Origin of the sequence: Bifidobacterium minimum (assembly GCF_000741645.1) — a bacterium.
In the GTDB taxonomy this organism is placed as follows: domain Bacteria; phylum Actinomycetota; class Actinomycetes; order Actinomycetales; family Bifidobacteriaceae; genus Bifidobacterium; species Bifidobacterium minimum.
In genome coordinates this window covers 709,979-733,185 of the sequence record NZ_JGZD01000009.1, presented here as the reverse complement: position 1 = coordinate 733,185, position 23,207 = coordinate 709,979, and the positions used below count along the sequence as shown (strand labels likewise).

The 23,207-nt window shown below is 63.5% G+C and carries 15 protein-coding genes; all 15 read left to right on the top strand.

Annotated elements, in window-relative coordinates; genetic code table 11:
* The first annotated feature begins 2 nt into the window (after positions 1–2).
* The 15 genes from BMIN_RS06850 to BMIN_RS06780 all read left to right on the top strand — a co-directional run bounded on the left by BMIN_RS06850 (position 3) and on the right by BMIN_RS06780 (position 23,097).
* Positions 3–437, top strand: a complete 435-nt coding sequence (locus BMIN_RS06850; RefSeq protein ID WP_022860743.1) for a DUF948 domain-containing protein — start codon at positions 3–5, stop codon at positions 435–437.
* On the top strand, positions 437–673 hold the full coding sequence (locus tag BMIN_RS06845) for a hypothetical protein (protein ID WP_022860742.1): 237 nt from the start codon (positions 437–439) through the stop codon (positions 671–673). The genes BMIN_RS06850 and BMIN_RS06845 overlap by 1 nt, the downstream gene beginning before the upstream one ends.
* Before the next feature lie 88 nt (positions 674–761).
* Positions 762–3,440, top strand: coding sequence for an alanine--tRNA ligase (alaS, locus tag BMIN_RS06840; protein WP_022860741.1), 2,679 nt, complete (start codon positions 762–764; stop codon positions 3,438–3,440).
* 4 nt (positions 3,441–3,444) lie between these two features.
* Positions 3,445–3,921, top strand: coding sequence for a Holliday junction resolvase RuvX (ruvX, locus tag BMIN_RS06835; RefSeq protein ID WP_022860740.1), 477 nt, complete (start codon positions 3,445–3,447; stop codon positions 3,919–3,921).
* A complete protein-coding gene (gene mltG / locus BMIN_RS06830) occupies positions 3,911–5,146 on the top strand; it encodes an endolytic transglycosylase MltG (protein WP_022860739.1) in 1,236 nt (411 codons plus the stop codon). Before ruvX ends, mltG begins: the two co-directional genes overlap by 11 nt.
* Before the next feature lie 187 nt (positions 5,147–5,333).
* Positions 5,334–6,521: a chorismate synthase gene (gene aroC / locus BMIN_RS06825; RefSeq protein WP_022860738.1), complete on the top strand. Its 1,188-nt coding sequence runs from the start codon at positions 5,334–5,336 to the stop codon at positions 6,519–6,521.
* A gap of 9 nt (positions 6,522–6,530) precedes the next feature.
* Positions 6,531–8,165, top strand: coding sequence for a bifunctional shikimate kinase/3-dehydroquinate synthase (locus BMIN_RS06820; RefSeq protein WP_033395274.1), 1,635 nt, complete (start codon positions 6,531–6,533; stop codon positions 8,163–8,165).
* A gap of 148 nt (positions 8,166–8,313) precedes the next feature.
* Positions 8,314–8,778 carry a type II 3-dehydroquinate dehydratase gene (locus BMIN_RS06815; protein ID WP_033395358.1) on the top strand — a complete coding sequence of 155 codons (465 nt, stop codon included), beginning with the start codon at positions 8,314–8,316 and terminating at the stop codon, positions 8,776–8,778.
* Positions 8,779–9,218: 440 nt separating this feature from the next.
* Positions 9,219–14,492, top strand: a complete 5,274-nt coding sequence (locus BMIN_RS06810) for an alpha-amylase family glycosyl hydrolase (RefSeq protein ID WP_026647354.1) — start codon at positions 9,219–9,221, stop codon at positions 14,490–14,492.
* A gap of 174 nt (positions 14,493–14,666) precedes the next feature.
* A complete protein-coding gene (locus tag BMIN_RS06805) occupies positions 14,667–16,127 on the top strand; it encodes an alpha-amylase (RefSeq protein ID WP_238565637.1) in 1,461 nt (486 codons plus the stop codon).
* Positions 16,128–16,210: 83 nt separating this feature from the next.
* Complete coding sequence (locus BMIN_RS06800) at positions 16,211–17,887, top strand: CTP synthase (RefSeq protein WP_026647353.1); 1,677 nt, start codon at positions 16,211–16,213, stop codon at positions 17,885–17,887.
* A gap of 280 nt (positions 17,888–18,167) precedes the next feature.
* A complete protein-coding gene (gene sufB, locus BMIN_RS06795) occupies positions 18,168–19,622 on the top strand; it encodes a Fe-S cluster assembly protein SufB (protein ID WP_193345797.1) in 1,455 nt (484 codons plus the stop codon).
* A gap of 3 nt (positions 19,623–19,625) precedes the next feature.
* A complete protein-coding gene (gene sufD / locus BMIN_RS06790) occupies positions 19,626–20,888 on the top strand; it encodes a Fe-S cluster assembly protein SufD (protein ID WP_022860731.1) in 1,263 nt (420 codons plus the stop codon).
* A gap of 2 nt (positions 20,889–20,890) precedes the next feature.
* Positions 20,891–21,670, top strand: a complete 780-nt coding sequence (gene sufC / locus BMIN_RS06785) for a Fe-S cluster assembly ATPase SufC (protein ID WP_022860730.1) — start codon at positions 20,891–20,893, stop codon at positions 21,668–21,670.
* A 155-nt stretch (positions 21,671–21,825) separates the two neighbouring features.
* Positions 21,826–23,097 carry a SufS family cysteine desulfurase gene (locus BMIN_RS06780; RefSeq protein WP_022860729.1) on the top strand — a complete coding sequence of 424 codons (1,272 nt, stop codon included), beginning with the start codon at positions 21,826–21,828 and terminating at the stop codon, positions 23,095–23,097.
* Positions 23,098–23,207 lie beyond the last annotated feature (110 nt).

Below are 23,207 nucleotides of genomic sequence, written 5' to 3'. Positions count from 1 at the left end.
TGATGGATGTTGGAGACATCGCCGGACTGATCGCGGCCATCGCGTTCGCCATTCTCGTCGGCTTTCTTATCTACCCGTTGATTCGGCTGGGCAAGCTTTTCGACCAGATCGCCGCCACCGTCCGCGAATCAGGAGACCATGCGATACCGGCTTTGGACGAGGGCGTGACGACGGTCCGTCAGATCAACAGGTCGCTCGAGGATGTGAACAGGATATCCGACGCGGCGTCCTCGACGGCACGCAACGTCGGAGCCCTGGCTGACCTGTACGGCTCCTTCCTGGGCAAGCCCGTCATCAAGATCGCATCCACCTTCTACGCCCTGAAAAGTACGATCGGATCGTTCGTCGCGGGAAGAAAGGGCGCGTCCGCAACCGGTCACCCGACGGATGGACCCTCCGCCGAAACCACGTCGTCCGTCCCCGGCAAGGAGGAATGATGGGGAAAAGGCTTTTCTGGATATCCCTGGGATTCGCCGCGGGGGTGGTCACGGTGACCAAGGCCCGCGCCTATGTCAGGGCGAACACGCCACATGCCGCACGGGGAGCGCTCTTCCCCGAAGTCGCCGACAACCTCGGTCTGGCCACCGTGTCGAATCTATGGCGCGACTTCTCCGCCGCCCGGGAGGCCCGCGAGAAGGAGCTCAACCGTCGCTATCAGGACGTCGCTTCCTGACGCGCTCATCTTCCGATGCCGTGAGGCCCACGGCCTGGACACCGGGCGACAACCACCCGCTATCATCGATCAAGGAGTCAATCCGAACATGCGCACTTCGGAAATAGCCAAGCGGTATCTACGCTACTTCGAGGACAACGGCCACATGGTCGTTCCATCAGCCTCTCTGATATCGCCCAATCCGACGACACTGTTCACCATCGCGGGAATGGTCCCGTTCATCCCCTATCTGCTCGGCGAGCAGACGCCCCCGTCACCGCGCATGGCATCGAACCAGAAATGCGTGAGAACCCTCGACATCGACGAGGTCGGCAAGACCACGCGGCATGGGACGTTCTTCCAGATGCTCGGCAACTTCTCGTTCGGCGACTACTTCAAGGAGAAGGCCATCCACTATGCATGGGAGCTGCTGACGACCCCGCAGGACCAGGGCGGCTATGGCTTCGATCCCGAACGGCTGTGGGTGACCACCTACACGGACGACGACGAGGCCCGATCGCTGTGGCGCAACGAGGGCTTCGACCCCGAGCATATGCAGATCTTCGGCATGGAGGACAACTTCTGGACGACGGGAGGACCCGGACCGGGCGGCCCCTGCTCGGAGATATACGTCGACAGGGGGCCTGAGTACGGACGGGACGGAGGGCCCGCCGCCGACGAAAACCGCTTCATCGAGATATGGGACCTCGTGTTCGAGAACTACGAGGTCGACAACGTCAAATCCAAAACCGACCTACACATCGTCGGTGAGCTGGAGAACAAGAACATCGACACGGGAGCCGGACTTGAGCGTCTGGCCTATCTCCTTCAGGGCAAACAGAACATCTACGAAACCGACGAGGTCTATCCCGTCATCGAGGCCGCCGAGAAGCTCACGGGTCTGGCCTATGGACGGGACGAGAGCTCCGACGTGCGGTTCCGCGTGGTGGCCGACCACGTTCGTTCCGCCCTGATGATCATGAGCGACGGGGTGCGGCCCAGCAACGTGGGGCGCGGCTACGTGCTTCGGCGGCTTCTCCGGCGAACGGTGCGCTCCATGAGGATGCTCGGCGTCCATGACGCCGTGCTGCCGACGCTGTTCCCCGTGTCGCGCGACGCAATGATCCCGAGCTATCCCGAGCTCGCCAACACCTTCCATGAGGTGTACGAATCGGCGTGCGGCGAGGAGGATGCCTTCCGCCGTACTCTGGAGAACGGGACCACGATCCTCGACGTGGCGGTCAGCAAGGCGAAGGCAGCCAAAACCGAGGTCTCGGGACAGGATGCCTTCACCCTCCATGACACCTATGGCTTCCCGATCGAACTGACCCTCGAGATGGCCTCCGAGCAGGGCGTCAAAGTCGACGAGGCCACCTTCCGCAGGCTGATGGGCGAGCAGAAGTCGCGGGCCCGTGCGGACGCGTTGAAGAAGCGCCATAACGTCGATCTGAGCGTCTATGACGACTTCCGCAAGACACTGGACAACCCCATTGATTTTCTCGGCTATTCCCAGTTCTCGGCCAAGTCCACCGTTCTGGGGATCATCCAGGAGGGCAAGGGCGCGGTTCCCGCCGTCACGGCTCCCGCGACGGTCGAGGTCATCCTCGATCGCACGCCGTTCTACGCCCAGGCGGGCGGCCAGCTGGCCGATCAGGGCGAGATCGTCTCCGACGAGGGGGCGGTTCTTGAGGTGGACGACGTCCAGAAGCCCATCAAGGATCTCATCGTCCATCAATGCAGGCTGACCGAGGGCACCCTCGTCGTGGGATCCACGGTGAACGCCAACATCGATATGAAGCGTCGTGGCGCGATCGCGCGATCCCACACCGCCACCCACATGGTCCACAAGGCCCTCCGCGAGGAGCTGGGCAGCCAGGCCACCCAGCGTGGCTCGGAGGATGCGCCCAACCGCCTGCGCTTCGACTTCCAGTGGTCCAAGGCTCCGGGACGCGACGCCATGAACGCCGTCGAGGAGAGGGTCAACGAGAAGCTGCGGGACGATCTTGCGGTCACGACGACGGAGATGAAGTTCGATGACGCCATCGCCCTTGGCGCGATGCATCTGTTCGGTGAGAAATACGGTGACGTCGTCCGCGTCGTCTCCATCGGCGAGGATGGCTGGAGCCGTGAGCTCTGTGGAGGAACCCACGTCGACCATGTGGGGAAGATCGGCGCCGTCAGCATCATGTCGGAAGCCTCGATCGGTTCGGGGGTGCGCAGGGTCGACGCCGTGGTGGGCAAGGGCGCGTACGACTTCCACGCACGGGAGCACGCACTCGTCTCCCAGTTGTCCGACAAGCTCAACGCCCGTCCCGACGAGCTCGCCGAAAGGATCTCGGTTCTTCTCGCCAAGCTCAAGGAGTCCGACCGTCGTCTCTCCTCCATGTATGAGGCGCAGCTCGCGCAGTCGGTTCCCGCTCTGGTCGACGAGGCCAACGCGTCACAGGACGATGTGGTCGTCATCTCACGCAATGTCGGACGATTCGGCTCGTTCGAGGCGCTGAGGCGCACGGTTCTTGACATCCGTTCCCGTATGGGTGAGGGACGTCCCGTCGTCATCGCCCTCGCAGGCGTGAACGAGGACGACCGTCCCATGATCGCCGTGGCGACGAACGCCTCGGCCAGGTCCCTGGGTCTCAAGGCCGGTGACCTCGTCAGGTCGGCGTCCGCGGTGCTTGGCGGCGGCGGTGGCGGAAAGCCCGACTTCGCCCAGGGAGGCGGCGTCGATGTCTCCAAGGTCGACGAGGCCATAGGCGACGTTCGTCGATCAATCGAGCGAATCGGCTAGCGCGGTGCCATGGCTTGGTGTTGATCTGGGGGATGCACGGGTCGGTCTGGCCATGTCCGACCCGGAGCTGTCCTTCGCCCACCCGATCGGGAACATCGCCGTGCACGGCGATTCCTTTCAGGCCCTTGACGAGGTGCTCGACATCGTCGAGCGTGAGCGCGTCGACGTGGTGGTGGTCGGGCTTCCGCTGCTTCTTGATGGCTCCGAGGGACGCCACGCCCATAAGGCACGCCGGTGGTCGCGCAATCTCACGGTTCGTGCGGACGCGCTGATACGGTCGGGCGAATGGTTCGGCGCCGGATCGCCCTCCGTGCTTCTGAAGGATGAAAGACTCACGACGGTCGCCGCGCACAGGGAGCTGCGCGGCGCGGGCATACGTGAAAAAGGCCATAGGCCGATGATCGACCAGCAGTCGGCGGTTCTGATACTGCAATCGGCTCTGGACGACGCGCGACGGAAAGGCGGGCAATATGACGGATGACCGGCAGGAACGCGATGACGACGACGTCGAACCATCCTCCGACGATTTTGACGATTTCTTCGACAGCCGCGCCCAGTGGGAGGCGCCCTCCGAGGGGATGGAACAGCCTCTGGACGATCATGAGGACCTTCCGATGTCGCGCAGGCAGCGCAGAAGGATTCGGAAGACGAAAAAGCGCCATGCCATCATTCTTATCGTCGGCGCGCTCGTTGTTGTGGCCCTGATCGTCGTCGGGCTGTACTCGGGATACCGGGCGTTGTCGCGCTGGAGCCAATCGCGCGCGGCGCAAAGCACCACCAGCGAGAGCCTTGACTATCCCGGCCCCGGCACAGGAAGCGTGTCGTTCACGGTTTCCACAGGCGAAAGCGTCGATTCCGTGGCGAGCCGCCTCGTGAAGGCCGGGGTCGTCAAATCCGCCCAGTCCTTCACGTCGGTGGTGTCGGCCAACTCGTCCACCATCTATCCCGGCACCTATGCGCTTAAGAAACGCATGCCGGCCGCCGACGCCCTCGCGATCCTATCCGACCAAAGCAAGGCGAAGGGCATGCTGGAGGTCAAATCGGGGGAGAGGGTGTCGGATGTGGTGAAGTCGGCCGCATCGCTGTCGTCCATCCCCGAGGCCGACTTCACCGCAATCGTCGACGCCGGCGGGAAGGGCATCCTCCCCGACGAGGCCGAGGGACATTTTGAAGGATGGCTTGAGCCGGGAACATATGACGTCTCCAATGCGTCCAGCGCCTCCGCGGTGCTCAAGCAGATGGTCCAGGCCAGAATCGCCAAGCTCGACGATCTGGGCGTGCCTACCGGGACGGAGCGCCAGAAGGTGCTGATCATGGCCTCCATCGCGGAGTCCGAGGTCAACACGGAGGAATATTACGGCAAGGTCGTCCGGGTGATCCTCAATCGCCTGAGCAAATCCATGCCCCTGGGAATGGACACGACGGTGGCATACGGCGCTGGTGTCAAGGCCAGCGAGCTGACCAACGCCATGCTTGCTGACACGAACAACGCCTACAACACACGCGTCAAAACCGGATTGCCGCCGTCGCCCATCAGCAATCCCGGCGATTCGGCCATAACTGCCGCCATGAATCCGCCCGCGGGCGATTGGCTGTACTTCGTGACCACGAATCTGAAAACCGGTGAGACCAAGTTCGTCGCCACCGAGGATGAGTTCTGGAAGATCCGGGAGGAATACAAGAACTCCAACGAGGACGCCAACTGAGATCCGACTGAGATCCCGCGGGAAGACGGGACGCGGACGGGGGAGAGGGCGTCACGGGGAAACGGCATGACGCCGGCATCCCGACGAGGCCATCCCCGGAGCCGAATCGTGGGCGCCGCCGCCGCCGAGGCCTCCTACGGCGGTAGGATGGGCACATCGTCAAAAGGACACGGAGGAGAGGTCACGAATGTTGCGCTGGCAGACCGCGGGTGAATCACATGGTGAGGCGCTTGTCGCCATGATTGAGGGCCTTCCCGCGGGGGTGAGCATCTCCTCCCGGGATGTGGCCGACGCTCTGGCCAGACGACGGCTTGGTTATGGACGCGGCTCACGCATGTCCTTCGAACAGGATCGTGTCCGTCTGCTCACGGGGGTGCGTCATGGACTCTCGCTGGGTTCCCCCGTCACGGTGGAGATCGGCAATACCGAATGGCCCAAATGGACGAAGGTCATGAGCGTGGACGCGCCTGACGAGGATCTTGAACCAACCGGACGCAACGCCCCTCTGACCCGTCCCCGTCCGGGACATGCCGATCTCACGGGAATGCGCAAGTACGGATTCGACGATGCGCGTCCCGTCCTGGAACGGTCGAGCGCGCGCGAGACGGCTTCGCGCGTGGCGCTGGGCGCCATCGCGGCGGATTTCCTTGAGCAGGCGCTGTCGGTGAGGACTGTGGCGCATGTTGTGTCGATGGGAGGCGTCGGTCTGGGCGACGATTACGCCCTTCCCACTCCGGACGACTGCCCGGCGCTTGACGCGTCGCCGGTGCGGACGCTCGACGCCGACGCCGAGAGCCGCATGATGAAGCGCGTGGATGAGGCGAAGGCCAACGCCGATACCGTGGGTGGCGTCGTTGAGGTCATCGCGTATGGCGTTCCCGCGGGGCTTGGCACCTACGTGGAATCGGACCGCCGCCTCGATGCGGCACTCGCGGGCGCGCTGATGGGGATCCAGGCGATTAAGGGAGTGGAGATCGGCGATGGTTTCCGCGAGTCCGAACGGTTCGGATCCCACGCGCACGATGAGATGGTTCCCGGCCCCGACGGGCGCATCACGCGTCTGAGCAACCGGGCCGGCGGAATCGAGGGGGGGATGTCCAACGGACAGCCTATCAGGATCCGGGTAGCGATGAAGCCCATCCCGTCGATTCCCAAGGCGTTGCGAACGGTTGACGTATCCACGGGCGAGCCGGCCAAGGCCATCAACCAGCGCTCGGACACCACTGCGGTGCCGGCGGCGTCCATCGTCGCGGAGGCGATGGTGCGTCTGACGCTGGCCCGATTCGTTCTGGAGAAATTCGGTGGGGACAGTCTCGATGAGGTATCGAGAAACGCCAAGGAATATCTGGCATCCTGGCCGGAGCACATGCGCTAGGGGCTGACGATGGGCTCACATGGAACCAGAGGACCCCGTGCGGTCATCATCGGTATGCCCGGCGCGGGGAAGACCCGTATCGGTCGTGAGGCCGCGCGTATGCTGGGGATCCCCTTCGAGGATTCGGACAGGCGCATCGAGAAACGCGTCGGCATGTCCATCACGAGGTATTTCCGCGACTATGGGGAGCGCCGTTTCCGCGATCTCGAGGCCGACGTCATCGCCGATCTCCTCACGCAATCGAGCGGGATACTATCTCTGGGCGGTGGCGCGCCCATGACGGATTCCACCCGTGCGCGTCTCCGCGAATACGTGGGTCATGGCGGGCGAATCGTCTATCTCAGGGCAGACCCCCAGGAGGCCATGGAACGCGCCGTTCAGTCGGGAGGCCGACCCATGCTGGCCGGTGATGCGCGGAGACGATGGACCGAATTGTTCGAGCAGCGCGATCCGGTCTTCTCGCGCATCGCGACCTGCGATATGAGGACGCGGTCCATGTCACCAACGGCAGCGGCAAGGAGGATGATAGCCATGGTCAATGAACGCGTGGTTCATGTCCCGGTTGAGGCAGGATCGGATTATGACGTCCGCATCGGCGTGGGGGTCATGGACCAGCTTCCTGCGATGATGGGGGCCGGCCCGGTCCGCGTGGCCATCATCCACACGGCCTCCGTCCAGCGGTATTCGGACAGGGCCCGCGCGCTACTGCGCAAGGACGGCCGCGAGGTCACGGAGATCGTCATTCCCGACGCCGAGGCGGGGAAGACCGTCCAGGTGGCGGATGGCGTGTGGCATCGGCTCGCGGACGGGGGATTCACGCGTTCCGATGCGATCGTGGGCATCGGGGGAGGTGCCGCCACCGATCTCGCCGGCTTCGCGGCCGCCACATGGATGCGGGGGATCCGGTACGTGAACTGCCCCACATCGTTGCTGGCGATGGTCGATGCCTCGACTGGCGGGAAAACCGGCGTCAACATCCCCGAGGGGAAGAATCTGGTCGGCTCGTTCTTCACTCCAGCGGGCGTGCTCGCCGACACGGGCGCGCTGGCATCGCTTCCCGCGGATATCTTCATCGAAGGACTTGGTGAGGTCGCGAAATCCGGTTTCATCATGGACGACGAGATTCTGCGGATTCTGTCGGAGAACGCCCGGGCCTTGAGGGCCTTCGACGGCGGATCGTTCACCGGTTCCGATCTCGAGCCGGTCGTCACCGAGCTCATCGAGCGCACCGTCCGGGTCAAGGTCCATCACGTCGCCAGCGATCTTCGCGAGTCGGGGCTTCGCGAGTATCTCAACTACGGGCATACTCTGGGCCATGCCATCGAGCAGTCGGAGCACTTCCGGTGGCGGCATGGCAACGCGGTCGCCGTGGGATGCGTTTTCGCCGCGGAGCTGTCGCGCATTCTGGGGCATCTGTCCGATCATGATGTCGAGGAGCATCGCCGGCTTCTGTCATCATTGGGACTTCCGACATCATGGTCGGGCGGCGGCTGGGATGACGTCCTTGGCCTTATGCACCGGGACAAGAAGGCGCGCGGAAATACGCTGCGGTTCGTTATCCTCGACTCCATGGGACATCCCCGCCATCTGGACGATCCTCCCATCGAGGCCGTCCACGAGGCCTTCGACCGCATCCGCGCCTAGCGGCCACGGGCGCCGTCGGCCGTGGTGGGAGCCCGGGATCGCACCGGGGATCCGCGGCGACGCGACACGGCGGGAAATGACGAGACGAAGACGACGCGACGAAAACAGCACGGCGAAGACGACGCAATGAAAGGCGATGGTGATTCGCATGTCCACGCAGAAGCATCCGCGAGTGGTGGTTGTCAATGGTCCCAATCTCGGACGGCTGGGAGTCCGGCAGCCCGACGTCTACGGGCATCAGGATCTGGCCGAGCTGACCCGACTGTGCGGCGTCTGGGGGGATGAGCTTGGTCTGGACGTCGAGGTCCGGCAGACCGACGACGAGGCGGAGATGATCTCGTGGATGCACCATGCCGTCGATGAGCTGACGCCCGTCGTGATGAACCCCGCCGCCTTCACCCATTACAGCTATGCGCTGGCTGACGCCGCGCATATGGTCGGCGACGCGGGGCTTCCCCTGATGGAGGTGCACATATCGAATCCCGCGTCGCGCGACGAGTTTCGCAAGCGAAGCGTGATCTCACCGGTGGCGACCGGAACCATCACGGGTCTGGGATTCTTCGGATACCGTCTCGCCCTTGAAGCCGTCGCGCATCTTATGGAAACCGTCTAGAAGGTCACGCCGTCCGGTTTCGCCGGCTGCCGGTTCCATCGGCACTGCCCGGTCCCGTTTTCCGTTCGTGCAGGAACACCTGCATGAAAAAGCCCCTGCCATGCAGGCACAGCTGTCTTTTCTTACGGTGTCGGAACGGCTGCGGTGTCGGAACGGCTGCGGTTCCCTCGGGGCTCATACCATTCGCTCATGGTCAACGGCGTTTCGGCATTTCACGGCGCGCGATCGTGCCATTTATGACAACGTTCGCAATTATGCGTATCATGTGAATGTGTCGTGTCCGCTTGGGCATACGTTCGTTCATGTCCGTGGCCCGGCGCCGTGGCATCGGGCCTCCGCAAAGGGACCCTGCACAGGGAAGTGGTATCGATCAACCCCGCTCATCCATCCGTTTCGGATGGAATGGATGGGGCTTCTCAAGGATGAGAATGGAAGGACATATGACAGTTCAACGATTGAACTCTATGGCCGGCAAGCTTCTGGGCATGGGAGTCGCCCTCGCCATGCTCGCCGGCGGCGGTGCCGTCGTGGGACCTCTGGCCGCCCAGGCCAGCCCCACGAAGGACGCCCAGAATCAGGCCTCGATCACGTCGACGTCCAAGGATGTCCAGGTGATCGCGTTCCAGCAGACGTGGAACACCATCGCCAAGGAATGCACGCAGACCTACGGACCCGAAGGCGTGGGATACGTCGAGGTGTCCCCGCCCCAGGAGTCAATCCAGGGAACCCAGTGGTGGACCTCCTACCAGCCCGTAAGCTACAAGCTCGATTCCAAGCTCGGCACGGCAGACGAATTCAAGACGATGATCTCCACCTGCAAGGCGGCGGGCGTGGGCATCATCGCCGACGTCGTGCTCAACCAGACCACGGGCGCCGACACGACGACGACCGATGCATCCTCCGACACCCAGACGGGAGTCGCCGGAACGACCTACAACCCGGCCACGGGAGACTACCCGGGCTTCACGGGATCCGACGACCAGTACACGAACGGCATCACCTCCAGCGACTTCCATGACTGCACGACGAGCATCTCCGACTACACCAACCAGACCGAGGTGCAGGAATGCCGTCTGAGCGGCATGTGGGACTTCAACAGCTCCTCGACGAAGGTGCGCGACATCCAGTCCGACTATCTGGCGTCGCTGTACAAGCTGGGCGTAGCGGGCTTCCGAGTCGACGCGGCCAAGCACATCAACACCGATGACCTCAAGGCGATCAAGGCCGAGATGGCGATCAAGGTCGGCAAATCGGCCAGCGACATCTACTGGATCCAGGAGACCATCGGCAATTCCAGCGAAGCCTCCGGCATCCAGCCATCGAACTACACGCAGAACGGCGACGTGACGGAGTTCGGCTTCAAAAGCGAGATGAACGAGAACTTCAAGGGCAAGATCTCGAACCTCAAGGGGCTGAGCAGCAGGCTTATCGACTCCGACTCCGCCAACGTGTTCGTGACCAACTGGGACACCGCGCGCAGCGAGGGCGCCCTCACATACAAGGACGGGGCCCGCTACCAGCTGGCCAACGCCTTCATGCTCTCCTACGGCTACGGCACGGCGCGGCTGATCTCCGACTACAAGTTCAGCGCCAGCGATGATGGCGCACCCGGAGCCACGGCGACCTCGGTGCCGGACGTCGACATGGACACCGCATGCTCCACGAATACCAGTGACTGGAACTGCGAACAGCGCTGGACCTCCACACGGGGTCTCATCGCCTTCCACAACTACGTCGGCGACGCCGCGCTCACGGACTGGCAGGACGACGGCGGCAACAACATCGCCTACTCCCGCGGCAGCAAGGGCTTCGTCGCCATCAACAACGACACCTCGGCCAAGGACGTGAGCTACACGACGTCCCTGCCCGACGGCGAGTACTGCAACGTCTACTCGGTGCTCGACTGCTCGCAGACCGTCACGGTCTCCGGCGGCAAGGTGACCACCACCATCCCGGCGCGCTCGGCGATCGCGCTGTACGCGGGCGCCACCAAGGCGTCGCACCCCTCCAGCTCGACGGCCACCGACCCCTCCGATCCGACGCTCAGCGACGAGTCCGATACGGTCAGCCCCGACGACACGACCCTCACCGTGTACTACAAGCCCACCAAATCGTGGAGCACCGTGTACATGCACTACGGCATCGGAGACACCTGGACCACCGCTCCCGGCGTGAAGATGAACGGACCGGACTCCTCCGGCTACTATTCGCTCACCATCGACACCGGAGGCAAGGCCGTTCAGATATGCTTCAACGACGGCGACAACCACTGGGACAGCAACAACAACAACAACTACACGGCGCCGGCCGGCATCATCCAGGCGGGAGTGACCAACGGCTCGCTGTCGTACGGCAACCCTGAGAACCTCACCGGGCAGACCCGGGTCGTCGTCCATTACAAGGCCGCCGACGGCGATCCCGGACGTGGCGTCTACGTCTGGGGGTCCAACACCCAGAGCGGTGACACTCTCGCGGGGGCGTACCACGCCTTCACCGGCACCGACTGCTGGGGCAAGGTGTACGAGCAGACCTTCGACGGCGTCTATGACGACATCGGCCTGATCGTCACCACCTCCGGATGGGACAAGTACGGTGGCGACCGCAAAGTCACCGTCGGCTCCGACGGCACCGTCCAGGTGTGGATCGACGGCACGTCGTCCGACGGGGAGTCCACGACCCTTACCGAGGCGCCCAGCAGCTACGACTGCAAGGCCACCGACGTGACCGTGAAGGTGCACTACTACCGCTCCGACGGCCTGTACTTCAACGCATCGGACACCTCGACCACGGACCCGCAGTGGGATCTGTGGACATGGTCGTCCAGTGTGAACGGCTTCTCCGCCAGCTTCACCTCGCATGACGACTGGGGCGCCGTGGCGTCCTACGACCTCACGGACAGCGTTCAGGTGCAGAGCATAGGTCTGCTTCGCCGCTACGGCAAGGACGAGTGGAAGAGCAAGGACCCGGATGACAGGAACTACTCCGTGCCTTCCAACGCCATCGTTCCCGATTCGAACGGCAAGGCGACCGCGGAGGTGTGGCTCGTCCAGGGCGACTCCACGGTGTACACGGCCCGGCCCTCGACCGGACTCTCGGTGAAGTCCGCCGAGATCTCCGGATTCACCGAGCTCACCGCCAAGCTCTCCAAGTCCTCCACGGCCGACGCCCTGGACGGCAAGGTGAGCGTGACGGACGCCGACGGCAAGGCCGTGGATGTCAAGTCCATCGCCGTCTCGGGCACTGCTCTCACCATCACCACGGCCAACGAGCTCTCCGTCACGGGGAAGTACACGGTGACGGTGAAAGGCTTCGGCACCGCCGACGCGGTGGCCGGCTCCGTGGTCCGCACGGACGCCTTCGACGACAGGTACGCCTATGACGGCGACGACCTCGGCGCGACATGGACAGCGGACGCGACCACGCTCAAGGTCTGGGCACCGACGGCGACCAGCGTCGAGCTGGTCGTCTACAAGTCCGACCGCACCGCGGACGCCGGCGTCTACTACACCTCGCCGATGACCCGCGGCGACAAAGGCGTGTGGTCGGTGACCCTCAACGGCAGGCAGAGCGAGTTCGCCTACACCTACCGTCTCACCTTCGCCGACGGCACGACGAACGACTCAGCCGACCCCTATGCCACGGCCTCCGTGGTCAACGGTCAGCGCTCGGTCGTCCTGCCGACGTCATCCACGACGGTGGCAGGGTCGACGACCCACATGGCCTCCTTCGGAAGCGCCACGAACGCCACCATCGCCGAGATGAACATCCGCGACTTCTCCATCGCCGGGAACTCCGGGATATCCGCCGCCAAGAGGGGCAAATACCTTGGGGTCGTCGAATCCGGCACGACGACGACGAAAGGCGCGACGTCAGGTCTCGACTATCTCAAGAACCTCGGCGTCTCCCACGTCCAGATCATGCCCATGTTCGACTACGGCAGCACTGACGAGGCGAGCGACACCTCCTACGACGCGAAGAAGTCCGACGGCTCGTACCAGCAGAACTGGGGCTACGATCCCGTGAACTACAACGTGCCCGAAGGGTCGTACTCCTCCGACGCGACCAATCCATCCACCCGTATCGTCGAAGCCAAGGAGATGGTCCAAGGGCTGCACAAAAGCAATCTGCGGGTCATCATGGACGTGGTGTACAACCACGTCTACGACGCTTCGGAGAGCTCGTTCAACAAAACCGTGCCCGGATACTACTTCCGGTACGATTCGAACGGCAGCCTCACCAACGACTCCGGATGCGGCAACGACACCGCCTCGGAGCGCGCCATGATGCGCAGGTACATCGTGCATTCGGTGACGTACTGGGCGAAGAACTACGGCGTCGACGGGTTCCGATTCGACCTCATGGGCCTGATCGACACCCAGACGATGAAGGAGGTCCGGGCCGCGCTCGACAAGATCGACCCGTCCATCATCGTCCTCGGCGAAGGCTGGGACATGAACACCACGATGGACAAAAGCGAGATGTCCACCCAGCCGAACGCGTATAAGCTGGCATCCCAGTCCGTGTCCTCCGTGAGCGCATCCTCGACGGGAACGACCGGCCTCGCCGGCTCGACGGGACTCGTCAAGGACAACGGCGTCGCCTTCTTCAACGACTCCATCCGCGACGCGGCCAAGGGATCGGTGTTCTCCGACGCCGACACCGGATTCGTATCCGGGAAGTCGGGGCTTGAAGGCCTTATCGCCAACAACCTGCTCGGATGCCGGAATGCCACGGGAACCGCATCATCGGACCTGTGCACCAACGGCACGACGAACGTCAGGTACGCCGATGCCGGGCAGATCGTCCAGTACGTCGAGGCTCATGACAACATGACGCTCTACGACAAGCTGCGCGCCAGCGTCCCCACTGACGACGACGCGACGACGGTGAAGCGGGCCGAGCTCGCCGACTCCCTCGTCACGCTGTCGCAGGGCATCCCCTTCATCCAGCTGGGGCAGGAGTTCCTGCGCACCAAGGGCGGGGACGGAAACAGCTACAACTCGGGCGATTCGGTCAATGCCATCGATTGGGACCGCACGACGACCTACAAGGACTCCGTGGACTACGTCAAGGGGCTTCTCGCCCTACGGAAGAACACTGCGGCCTTCCGGATGTCGAGCTATGACGACATCTCCAAGAACGCCACGATCCTCAAATCCTCCGACGGCGTCGTCGCCTATCAGGTGAAGGACGACAGCGGAACCTACGTGGTGATCCTCAACTCCGCGTCCGGTTCGTCCGCGACGACGACATCCTCCGCCAGGTCCCTGGCCTCCAAGGATGCGACGACGGCCGTGTCCGGCCTGAAGAAGGGGACCTATCAGGTGCTCGTCAGGGACGGAACGGTTCTTGACGACAACGATCCGTGCGCCTCCGCCGACACGACCCCGACCACGGTCAAGGTCACCGACGGCGACTACGCCGCGGCCTCCCTTTCCGCGACGGTGCTCAAGCTCGAGACGACCTCGGCCTCATCCGATACGACCGGATCCTGCCAGACCTCCGGATCCGACACGACGGGCGACGACTCGACCGGAGCGCTGAGCGCCTCCGACGCCCAGGACGGATCATCCACCACGACGACCCTGTCCTCAACGGGATCGTCCGTCGCATGGCTGGTCCTTGCGGTCGCGATCCTGTCGGCGGCCGGTATAGGCGTGCGCGAGGCGTCACGCCGTGAGAGGAGGGGATCCCACTCGGCATCATCGAAGTGATGCCGTGACGGGCGTCTGACGGAACACGTCGTCCGGCGCCGGGCCTCCGCATCCTCACGAGGGTGATGCGGAGGCCCCTCCATCGGGGGCCGCATCCATGCGGAACCCCATAAGCGCATAACGAAAGAGGCTCGAATCGTGCGCACCTATCGAATGAGGATCCGCGCCATAGGCATGGCCTGTGTCGCGGTAGCGATGTCACTGGCGATGTCCATGGGCACCGTTCAGGTTCCCGCGGGATATTCTTCGGGTTTTCGTCCATCCGATCATCGCGGCGACGTCATAGTGACCGCCTTCCAGTACAACTGGAGATCCGTGGCCCGTGAGTGCACGCAGGTTCTGGGCCCCGCCGGAGTGGGATACGTCCAGGTGTCCCCTCCGCAGGAGAGCATCCTCGGCTCCTCGTGGTGGACGTCGTACCAGCCGGTCAGCTATGCGCTGGACTCCAAGGAGGGAACGACGTCCGAATTCCGCGACATGATCCGCCAGTGCAAGGCCGCGGGAGTCGGCGTGGTCGTGGACGCGGTCATCAACCATACGACGGGCGTGGACACCGCGCAGGGCGTCGGCACGGCGGGAAACACGTACACGAACACGGGCGACTTCCCGGCTGTTCCCTACACGTCCGAGGATTTCCACTCCTGCACCGAGAACATCATGAACTACCGCGACGTCACGGACGTCCAGGAGTGCAGGGTGAGCGGACTTCAGGATCTGGACACGTCCTCAACCCACGTCAGATCGGTTCTCGCGCAGTATTTCGCCACTCTGCTGGATCTCGGGGTGTCCGGTTTCCGAGTGGACGCCGTCAAGCACATCGCCGCTGACGACGTGCTCGCCATCAAAAGGATCGTCGCGGAGAAGACCGGACGGTCGATCGATGACATCTGGTGGATGCAGGAGGTCATCGGCAACGTCAACGAGGCGGAGGAGATCCAGCCCGACAGGTACCTCCGATCCGGCCAGGTCAACGAGTTCCAATACGCCTACCGCCTCAAACGCCTTTTCGACGACTCCCTGATGGGGGGAAGCCTGACGCTTGACGAGATCGCCTCAAATCTCGTGTCCAGCTCCCAGGCCTCGGTGTTCGTCACCAACTGGGACACGGAACGCGACGGGTCGACGCTGACGTACAAGGATGGCGACAAGTACACCCTCGCCACCGCGTTCATGCTCGCCTATCCGTACGGATCGGTCAACGTCTTCTCCGGATATCGCTTCACCGACCGCGACGCGGGCGCCCCGGGGGCCACCGACGATTCGGTTCCGGACACCACCTGCGACGAATCGCGGACGACGACGGGATGGACGTGCTTCGACAGGAACGCGTCCGTCATCGGGATGGTCGGATGGCACAACATCGCCGGCGACGCCCCCGTGGTGGACTGGCAGTCGGACGGCGACAACGTCGTGGGCTTCGGACGGGGAGGGAGGGCCTTCATCGTGATGAACAACTCATCCCAGGATTCCCGCGTGTCCTATCGGACCTCCCTTCCGGCCGGCCGATACTGCAACGTCTACAAGGACGCCGCATGTTCGTCGACCATCCGGGTGGGCGTCGACGGGCGCTTCTCCGCAACGGTTCCCACCGGTTCGGCCGTCGCCTTCCATATAGGCTCCCGGGCGCGTCCCTGACGATCGGAGGGTCCGACCCCGGGCGTCGGGCCCGGACCTCGTGAAACACGCCGCGTCGAAGTCTGATGATAGGCTGAAGTTCCATGGCTAGAAGACAGCATGGGAGTTCACAGGGTCACATCACCAAGCATATTTTCGTCACCGGAGGGGTGGTGTCGTCCCTTGGAAAAGGTCTGACGGCATCATCGTTGGGACGCCTGCTCCGCAGCCGGGGAATCCGGGTCCTCCAGCAGAAGCTCGACCCCTATATCAACGTCGATCCGGGAACGATGAACCCCTTCCAGCACGGGGAGGTCTACGTCACCGAGGACGGAGCCGAAACCGATCTGGACATCGGCCATTACGAGCGTTTCCTCGACGTCTTCCTCAGCCAGAAGGCCAACGTCACCACGGGACAGATATACCAGTCGGTTCTGCGCAAGGAGCGCGCGGGGGAGTATCTGGGCCAGTGCGTCCAGGTCATCCCGCACATCACGAACGAGATCAAATCGCGCATGCGGGCCCAGGCCTCCGATGACGTCGACGTCATCATCACCGAAATCGGCGGGACCGTCGGCGACATCGAGTCGCAGCCATTCCTCGAGGCCGCTCGGGAGGTGCGCCGGGATCTGGGCCCGGAGAACTGCATGTTCGTCCACGTGTCCCTGGTCCCCTATATCGCCGCCGCCCATGAGCTCAAGACCAAACCGACGCAGCATTCGGTTATGATGCTCCGTCAGCTCGGCATATCGCCGGACGCCCTGGTGCTGCGATCCGACAGACCGCTGTCGCAATCCATCAAGGACAAGATCTCCCTGATGTGCGATGTCGACGAAGAGGGCGTCGTCAACTGCGTGGATGCCCCCAGCATCTACGACGTTCCGAAGATCCTGTTCAACGAGGGGCTGGACGCGTACGTGGTCCGCGAGCTCGAGCTTCCGTTCCACGACGTGGATTGGGCCGACTGGGAGGACCTCCTCGACCGCGTCCATCATCCCAAGCATGAGGTGAGCGTGGCGATCGTAGGAAAGTACATCGACCTTCCGGACGCGTATCTTTCCGTCACCGAGGCCATCAAGGCCGGCGGGTTCGCCAACTACGCGAAGGTCAACGTGAAGTGGGTCGCCGCGGATCTGTGCGAGACGAACGACGGGGCCCGCGCCGCGCTCGCCCAGGTCGACGGCATCGTCATCCCCGGCGGATTCGGGATCCGCGGCATCGAAGGAAAGATCGGCGCCCTCCGCTATGCCCGCGAGAACGGGCTTCCGGCGTTGGGCCTGTGCCTGGGCCTGCAGTCGATGGTCATCGAGTATGCGCGCCACGTCCTTGGTCTGGAGGACGCGAACTCCTCGGAGTTCGAGCCCGACTGCGGCAATCCGGTCATCGCGACGATGGAGGAGCAGAAGGACATCGTCAACGGCAACGGCGACATGGGACACACCATGCGTCTGGGATCGTATCCCGCCGTGTTGGAGAAGGGCTCGCTGGTCGCCCGCCTGTACGGCACCGAGCATGTCACCGAGCGCCACCGCCACCGCTATGAGGTGAACGTCGCCTACAAGCAGCGTCTTCGCGAGGCCGGGATGCTCATCAGCGGGGAAAGCCCCGACGGGGAGCTGACCGAGTTCGTCGAGCTTCCGCAGGACGTCCACCCGTTCTACGTCGGCACGCAGGCCCATCCGGAGTTCAAATCGCGTCCGACCAAACCGCATCCCCTGTTCGCGGGACTGGTCAGAGCGGCTCTGGACCACCAGACGACAGGCGACCGCCCAACGGCGTAGGCGCAGGGTCCGGGAACCGCTGCCGTGCCACCCCTGCGGGGTCCGTCGGGCTTTCGAGCCACGGCGGACCCCGCATTCGTCATTCGTCCGTCATCGATGTCCGCCGTGGTCGGGTCGGCGGATGAGCCGGATCGGGCGCCGATCAGCGCAGAGCCGATTTCTGGTCGGCGTTTCTTTTTTTTGCGAAGGAATTCTGTTAGGTTAGCCCATGGTAGAAGCACAACGAATGGAGGCAGCGGACGTGACGAAAGAGACGTCTCAGGCCGCGGCGGACGTGGAGATGAGCCAGTATGTGGCCGACCGCTCACGCGTCAACGAGGACAAGATCAAACGCGACGACGAGATCATCAGCCAGTTCGGCGACTACGGCTATGGCTGGCATGATTCCGACGCGGCCGGCCGCGCGGCGCGCAAGGGAATCGACGAGAACGTCGTGCGGGCGATCTCCGCTGACAAGAACGAGCCGCAGTGGATGCTGGACATCAGGCTCAAGGGGTACAGGGCGTTCCTGGACAAGCCCATGCCCGATTGGGGCGTGGATCTGTCCGGATTCAACGCCGACGACTTCAAGTACTACGTCAAGCCGCTCGACAAGCAGGCCCAGACATGGGATGACCTTCCCGAGGACATCCGCAGCACCTATGACAAACTGGGCATCCCGGAGGCCGAGAAGAAGAGGCTCGTCTCCGGCGTCGCGGCCCAGTACGAGTCCGAGGTCATCTACAACTCGATCAGGGAGGATCTCAAGGAGCAGGGCGTCATCTTCGTCGATACCGACACCGCCGTCCGCGAGTACCCCGATCTGGTGCGCAAGTACTTCGGAACGGTCGTACCTCCCGCTGACAACAAATTCGGTGCGCTCAACACCGCGGCGTGGTCCGGCGGATCCTTCGTATACGTTCCCAAAGGCGTTCATGTGGACATCCCGCTTCAGGCGTATTTCCGCATCAACACGCCGAATATGGGGCAGTTCGAACGGACGTTGATCATCGCGGACGAAGGATCGTACGTGCACTACGTCGAGGGGTGCACGGCTCCGATATACTCCACGGACTCGCTGCACGCGGCGATCGTCGAGATCATCGTCGAGAAGCACGCGCGGGTTCGATACACCACGGTGCAGAACTGGTCCAACAACGTCTACAATCTCGTCACCCAGCGTGCGTACGTCCGCGAGGGCGGGACCATGGAATGGGTGGACGGGAACATCGGCTCGAAGGCGACCATGAAGTATCCGGCCTGCATACTCGCCGAACCCTACGCCAAGGGATCCACGATGTCGCTGGGATTCGCGGGCACCGGGCAGTATCAGGACACGGGCGCGAAGATGATACATCTGGCGCCCCACACGAGCTCCACCATCGTGGCGAAATCGATATCCCGCGGAGGCGGTCGTTCGGCCTACCGAGGGCTGGTCAAAATCCTCAAGGGTGCGCAGGGCTCGAGCTCCTCCGTAGTATGCGACGCGCTTCTGGTGGACGACTATTCCCGCTCCGACACCTACCCGCACGTCGACGTCCGGGAGGACGACGTCTCCATGGCCCATGAGGCCACGGTGTCGAAGGTCTCCGAGGATCAGCTCTTCTATCTCATGAGCCGTGGTCTGGAGGAAAAGGAGGCCATGGGCATGATCGTCCGAGGCTTCGTGGAGCCCATCAGCCGCGAACTTCCGATGGAGTACGCCCTGGAGCTCAATCGTCTGGTGGAACTGCAGATGGAAGGATCGGTGGGCTGACTCATGACGGAGGAACAACAACTGGCCGAGGAACCGCGTCGAACGACGCCTCACGATCCCGCCATTCCGACGGCCGACCCGAAGAACCCCTATGCCTTCCCCGCGGCCATGCCATCAAGCGCCGACCGCGAGCCGCGCAGCTTCGACGTGTCGTCCTTCCCCGTGCCCACGCGCAAGGATGATGACTGGCGCTTCACGCCGATCAATAGGATCGCCGATTTCTTCGAACCGTTCGTCCCCTCGCACGCCACGACCGTGCGGGTGACCTCCATGGACGGCTCCGCCTTGGATGCTGATGGCGTCAGGGTGTCCACCGTGCCGATGGGGCAGGAGCCCACGGGCACCGTCATGAAGCCCAGCGACCGCGCTTCCGCCGTGCAGTGGTCCGTGACGGACAAGGCCACCGTCGTCGAGATCGACGGCGAGCCGGACCAGCCGGTTCTGATCTCGATCGTCGGCGGCGGCGCCGATCTGGACTCGCTGCATCTGGTGATCAGGGCCCATGACCGTTCACATGCGGACGTCGTGGTCGAGCACCATGGTCTCGCCAATCTGTCCGAGGGCGTGGAAATCGTCACGGGCCAGGACTCCCACGTCTCCACCACGTTCATCCAGGAGTGGGATGCGGGGTCGCGGCATGTGGGCAGCCACAGGATCCATATGGGGGAGGGGGCGTCCCTGCGCCATTCCATGGTCACTCTGGGTGGTGATTTCGTCCGCATCCGCATGGATCAGGAATTCGGCGGACCGCAGGGAGACCTCAACATGCTCGGCATCTATTTCGTGGATCCGGGCGAGCATATCGAGCATCGGACAATGGTGGTGCACAACCACCCCGAATGCCGTTCCCGCGTCGTATACAAGGGAGCCCTGGACGGCCGCCACGCGCATTCCACGTGGGTGGGCAACGCGCTGATCCAACCGACGGCGCCCGGCACGGACTCCTATGAGCTCAACCGCAATCTGGTTCTCACACCCGGGGCGATCGCGGATTCCGAGCCCAACCTCGAAATCGAGAACGGTGACATCATCGGCGCGGGCCATGCCAGTTCGGTGGGACGCTTCGACGACGAGGAGCTGTTCTATCTGCAATCCCGCGGGATTCCCGAGCGCGAGGCGAGGAAGCTGGTCGTCAGGGGCTTCTTCGGAGAGCTCGTCGACGAGATCGGCATCCCCGCGATCTCGGGACATCTGATGAACGTCATCGACCGCCGGTTGTCTCGAGGCGAGGATGAGGCCATGCGAACCGTATTGGAGGAGAAGTAATCATGTCAACCCTGCAGATCAAGGATCTCTATGCGTCCGTGGAGACCAAGGAGGGTCGCAAGCAGATCCTCAAAGGCGTCAATCTGACGGTCAATTCCGGTGAGACCCACGCCATCATGGGACCCAACGGATCGGGGAAGTCAACGCTCGCCTACACCTTGGCGGGCCACCCGAAGTACGAGGTGGACTCGGGTGAGGCCCTCCTCGATGGGGTCGACATCCTCAAGCAGACCCCGGATGAAAGAGCCAAGGAGGGTATCTTCCTTGCGATGCAGTACCCGGTGGAGATTCCCGGCGTGTCGATGACCAATTTCCTCCGCACGGCGAAGACGGAGATCGACGGCAAGGCGCCGGCGATCCGCGCATGGGCCAAGGATCTCAGCGCGTCGATGAAAAGGCTGCGCATGGATCCCAAGTTCGCCACAAGATCCGTGAACGAGGGATTCTCGGGCGGGGAGAAGAAAAGGGCGGAGGTCCTGCAGCTGGAGCTTCTCAAACCCAAGTTCGCCATCCTCGACGAGACCGATTCCGGACTCGACGTCGACGCGCTTCGCATCGTCTCCGAGGGCGTCAACCGCGCCAAGGAGAACACCGGCCTGGGGATCCTCATGGTGACGCACTACACCCGCATCCTCAAATACATCAAGCCCGATATCGTCCATGTTTTCGCCGATGGCCATTTCGTGCGCACGGGAGGGCCGGAGCTTGCCGACGAGCTGGAGGATCAGGGATACGACCGGTATCTTCCCGAAGGCGCGCAGACGGAATCGGCGCTGGCGTAGAACCGGCGTGGAACCGGCATAAAGAGTAAAGAGCATAAAGAGATTGTTCGGACGATGGGCGTCATGACGGGTGCGTTCGGCACCAGCCGCGTCGCCCGGTCCCTGGGCCGTTATGGTACAGGAGCCGATGGCCAATTAGGAAGACGGAAGGCGTTATGACCGATTTCTCAGCATTGCGTGGGCAGTTCCCCATACTGGACCAGACGATTCACGGACATCCCCTGATCTATCTGGACTCCGCCGCCACCGCGCAGAAACCCGAGGTGGTCATCGACGCGGAATCCGATTTCTACCGGTCCATCAACGCGGGCGTCCATCGTGGAGCCCATGAGCTGGCCGCGCGCAGCACCATGGCCTTCGAACATGCCCGGGCGTCCGTGGCCGCTCTGGTGGGCGCCGACACCCGCGAGGGTCAGGAGGAGATCGTCGTGACCGCCGGCGCGACCGCCGGTCTCAATCTGCTGGCCACCGCCTTCGGCAACGCGTCATTGGGTCGCGGAGGCGAGGAGGCCCGCCGCTTCGCCCTCAAACCGGGGGACGGCATCGTGGTGTCGCAGGCCGAACACCATTCGGTTCTTCTTCCCTTCCAGGAGCTTGCGGCAAGGACGGGAGCATCCCTTTCATGGTTCTCGCTGACCCCGGATGGGCGCATCCGCACCGATATGGCCGATGAGGTCATCACGGAGCGCACGAAGATCGTGGCCATCGCCCATGTGGCGAACACCACCGGAGCGGTCACGGATATCGCGCCGGTGGTCAGAAGGGCCCACGAAGTGGGGGCGATCGTCGTGCTGGACGCCTGCCAGTCCGTTCCGCATCTTCCCGTCGACTTCCACGCCATGGGGGTCGACTTCGCGGTCTGGAGCGCCCACAAGATGTATGGTCCCACAGGCGTAGGGTTCCTTTATGGCCGTCGGGATCTGCTCGAGGCCCTTCCTCCCGCGAGCTTCGGAGGATCCATGGTCGAACTCGCGTGGATGGACAAACCGGCGCAGTACATGGAGCCTCCCGCACGCTTCGAGGCGGGGACGCAGCCCGTGGCGCAGGTCGTGGCCGCGGGGGTGGCCGCCGATTGGATGCGTTCCGTGGGCATGGATGAGATCGCCCGGCATGAGCGGTCCATAACGCATGAGCTGCTGAAGCTGGCGGACGTCGATGGGATACGGATCCTTGGACCGCGTGACGAGGACCACCGCATCGGCACCGTCGCGTTCGAGGTCGAGGGCGTCCATCCTCATGACGTCGGTCAATATCTCGACTCGCAGGGAATCGCGATTCGTGTCGGACACCATTGCGCCCAGCCGGTGCATCGGCACTTCGGCGTCGTCGCCTCGAACCGCGCATCCACGGGAGTGTACAACACGGTCGACGAGGCGCAGGCTCTGGTCGACGCGGTCCATGGAGTCAGGCCCTTCTTCGGCGCGTGATCCCATGGACGATAGCCAGCGGGAGGCGATGCCGCACGACGGGAGACCATGGAGCCGCCGGAACGGAGCCGCTCTCAGGGACGATGACGGGAAAGGCATGGAACGGAAGC

Excerpts from the sequence above, each read along its gene's own strand:
- BMIN_RS06805 (WP_238565637.1), top strand. The coding sequence starts at position 14,667 with ATGGCCTGTGTCGCGGTAGCGATGTCACTGGCGATGTCCATGGGCACC.
- BMIN_RS06845 (WP_022860742.1), top strand. The coding sequence starts at position 437 with ATGGGGAAAAGGCTTTTCTGGATATCCCTGGGATTCGCCGCGGGGGTG.
- BMIN_RS06815 (WP_033395358.1), top strand. The coding sequence starts at position 8,314 with ATGTCCACGCAGAAGCATCCGCGAGTGGTGGTTGTCAATGGTCCCAAT.
- BMIN_RS06810 (WP_026647354.1), top strand. The coding sequence starts at position 9,219 with ATGACAGTTCAACGATTGAACTCTATGGCCGGCAAGCTTCTGGGCATG.
- sufB (WP_193345797.1), top strand. The coding sequence starts at position 18,168 with ATGAGCCAGTATGTGGCCGACCGCTCACGCGTCAACGAGGACAAGATC.
- mltG (WP_022860739.1), top strand. The coding sequence starts at position 3,911 with ATGACGGATGACCGGCAGGAACGCGATGACGACGACGTCGAACCATCC.
- BMIN_RS06800 (WP_026647353.1), top strand. The coding sequence starts at position 16,211 with ATGGCTAGAAGACAGCATGGGAGTTCACAGGGTCACATCACCAAGCAT.
- aroC (WP_022860738.1), top strand. The coding sequence starts at position 5,334 with ATGTTGCGCTGGCAGACCGCGGGTGAATCACATGGTGAGGCGCTTGTC.
- BMIN_RS06820 (WP_033395274.1), top strand. The coding sequence starts at position 6,531 with ATGGGCTCACATGGAACCAGAGGACCCCGTGCGGTCATCATCGGTATG.
- sufD (WP_022860731.1), top strand. The coding sequence starts at position 19,626 with ATGACGGAGGAACAACAACTGGCCGAGGAACCGCGTCGAACGACGCCT.
- sufC (WP_022860730.1), top strand. The coding sequence starts at position 20,891 with ATGTCAACCCTGCAGATCAAGGATCTCTATGCGTCCGTGGAGACCAAG.
- BMIN_RS06850 (WP_022860743.1), top strand. The coding sequence starts at position 3 with ATGGATGTTGGAGACATCGCCGGACTGATCGCGGCCATCGCGTTCGCC.
- alaS (WP_022860741.1), top strand. The coding sequence starts at position 762 with ATGCGCACTTCGGAAATAGCCAAGCGGTATCTACGCTACTTCGAGGAC.
- BMIN_RS06780 (WP_022860729.1), top strand. The coding sequence starts at position 21,826 with ATGACCGATTTCTCAGCATTGCGTGGGCAGTTCCCCATACTGGACCAG.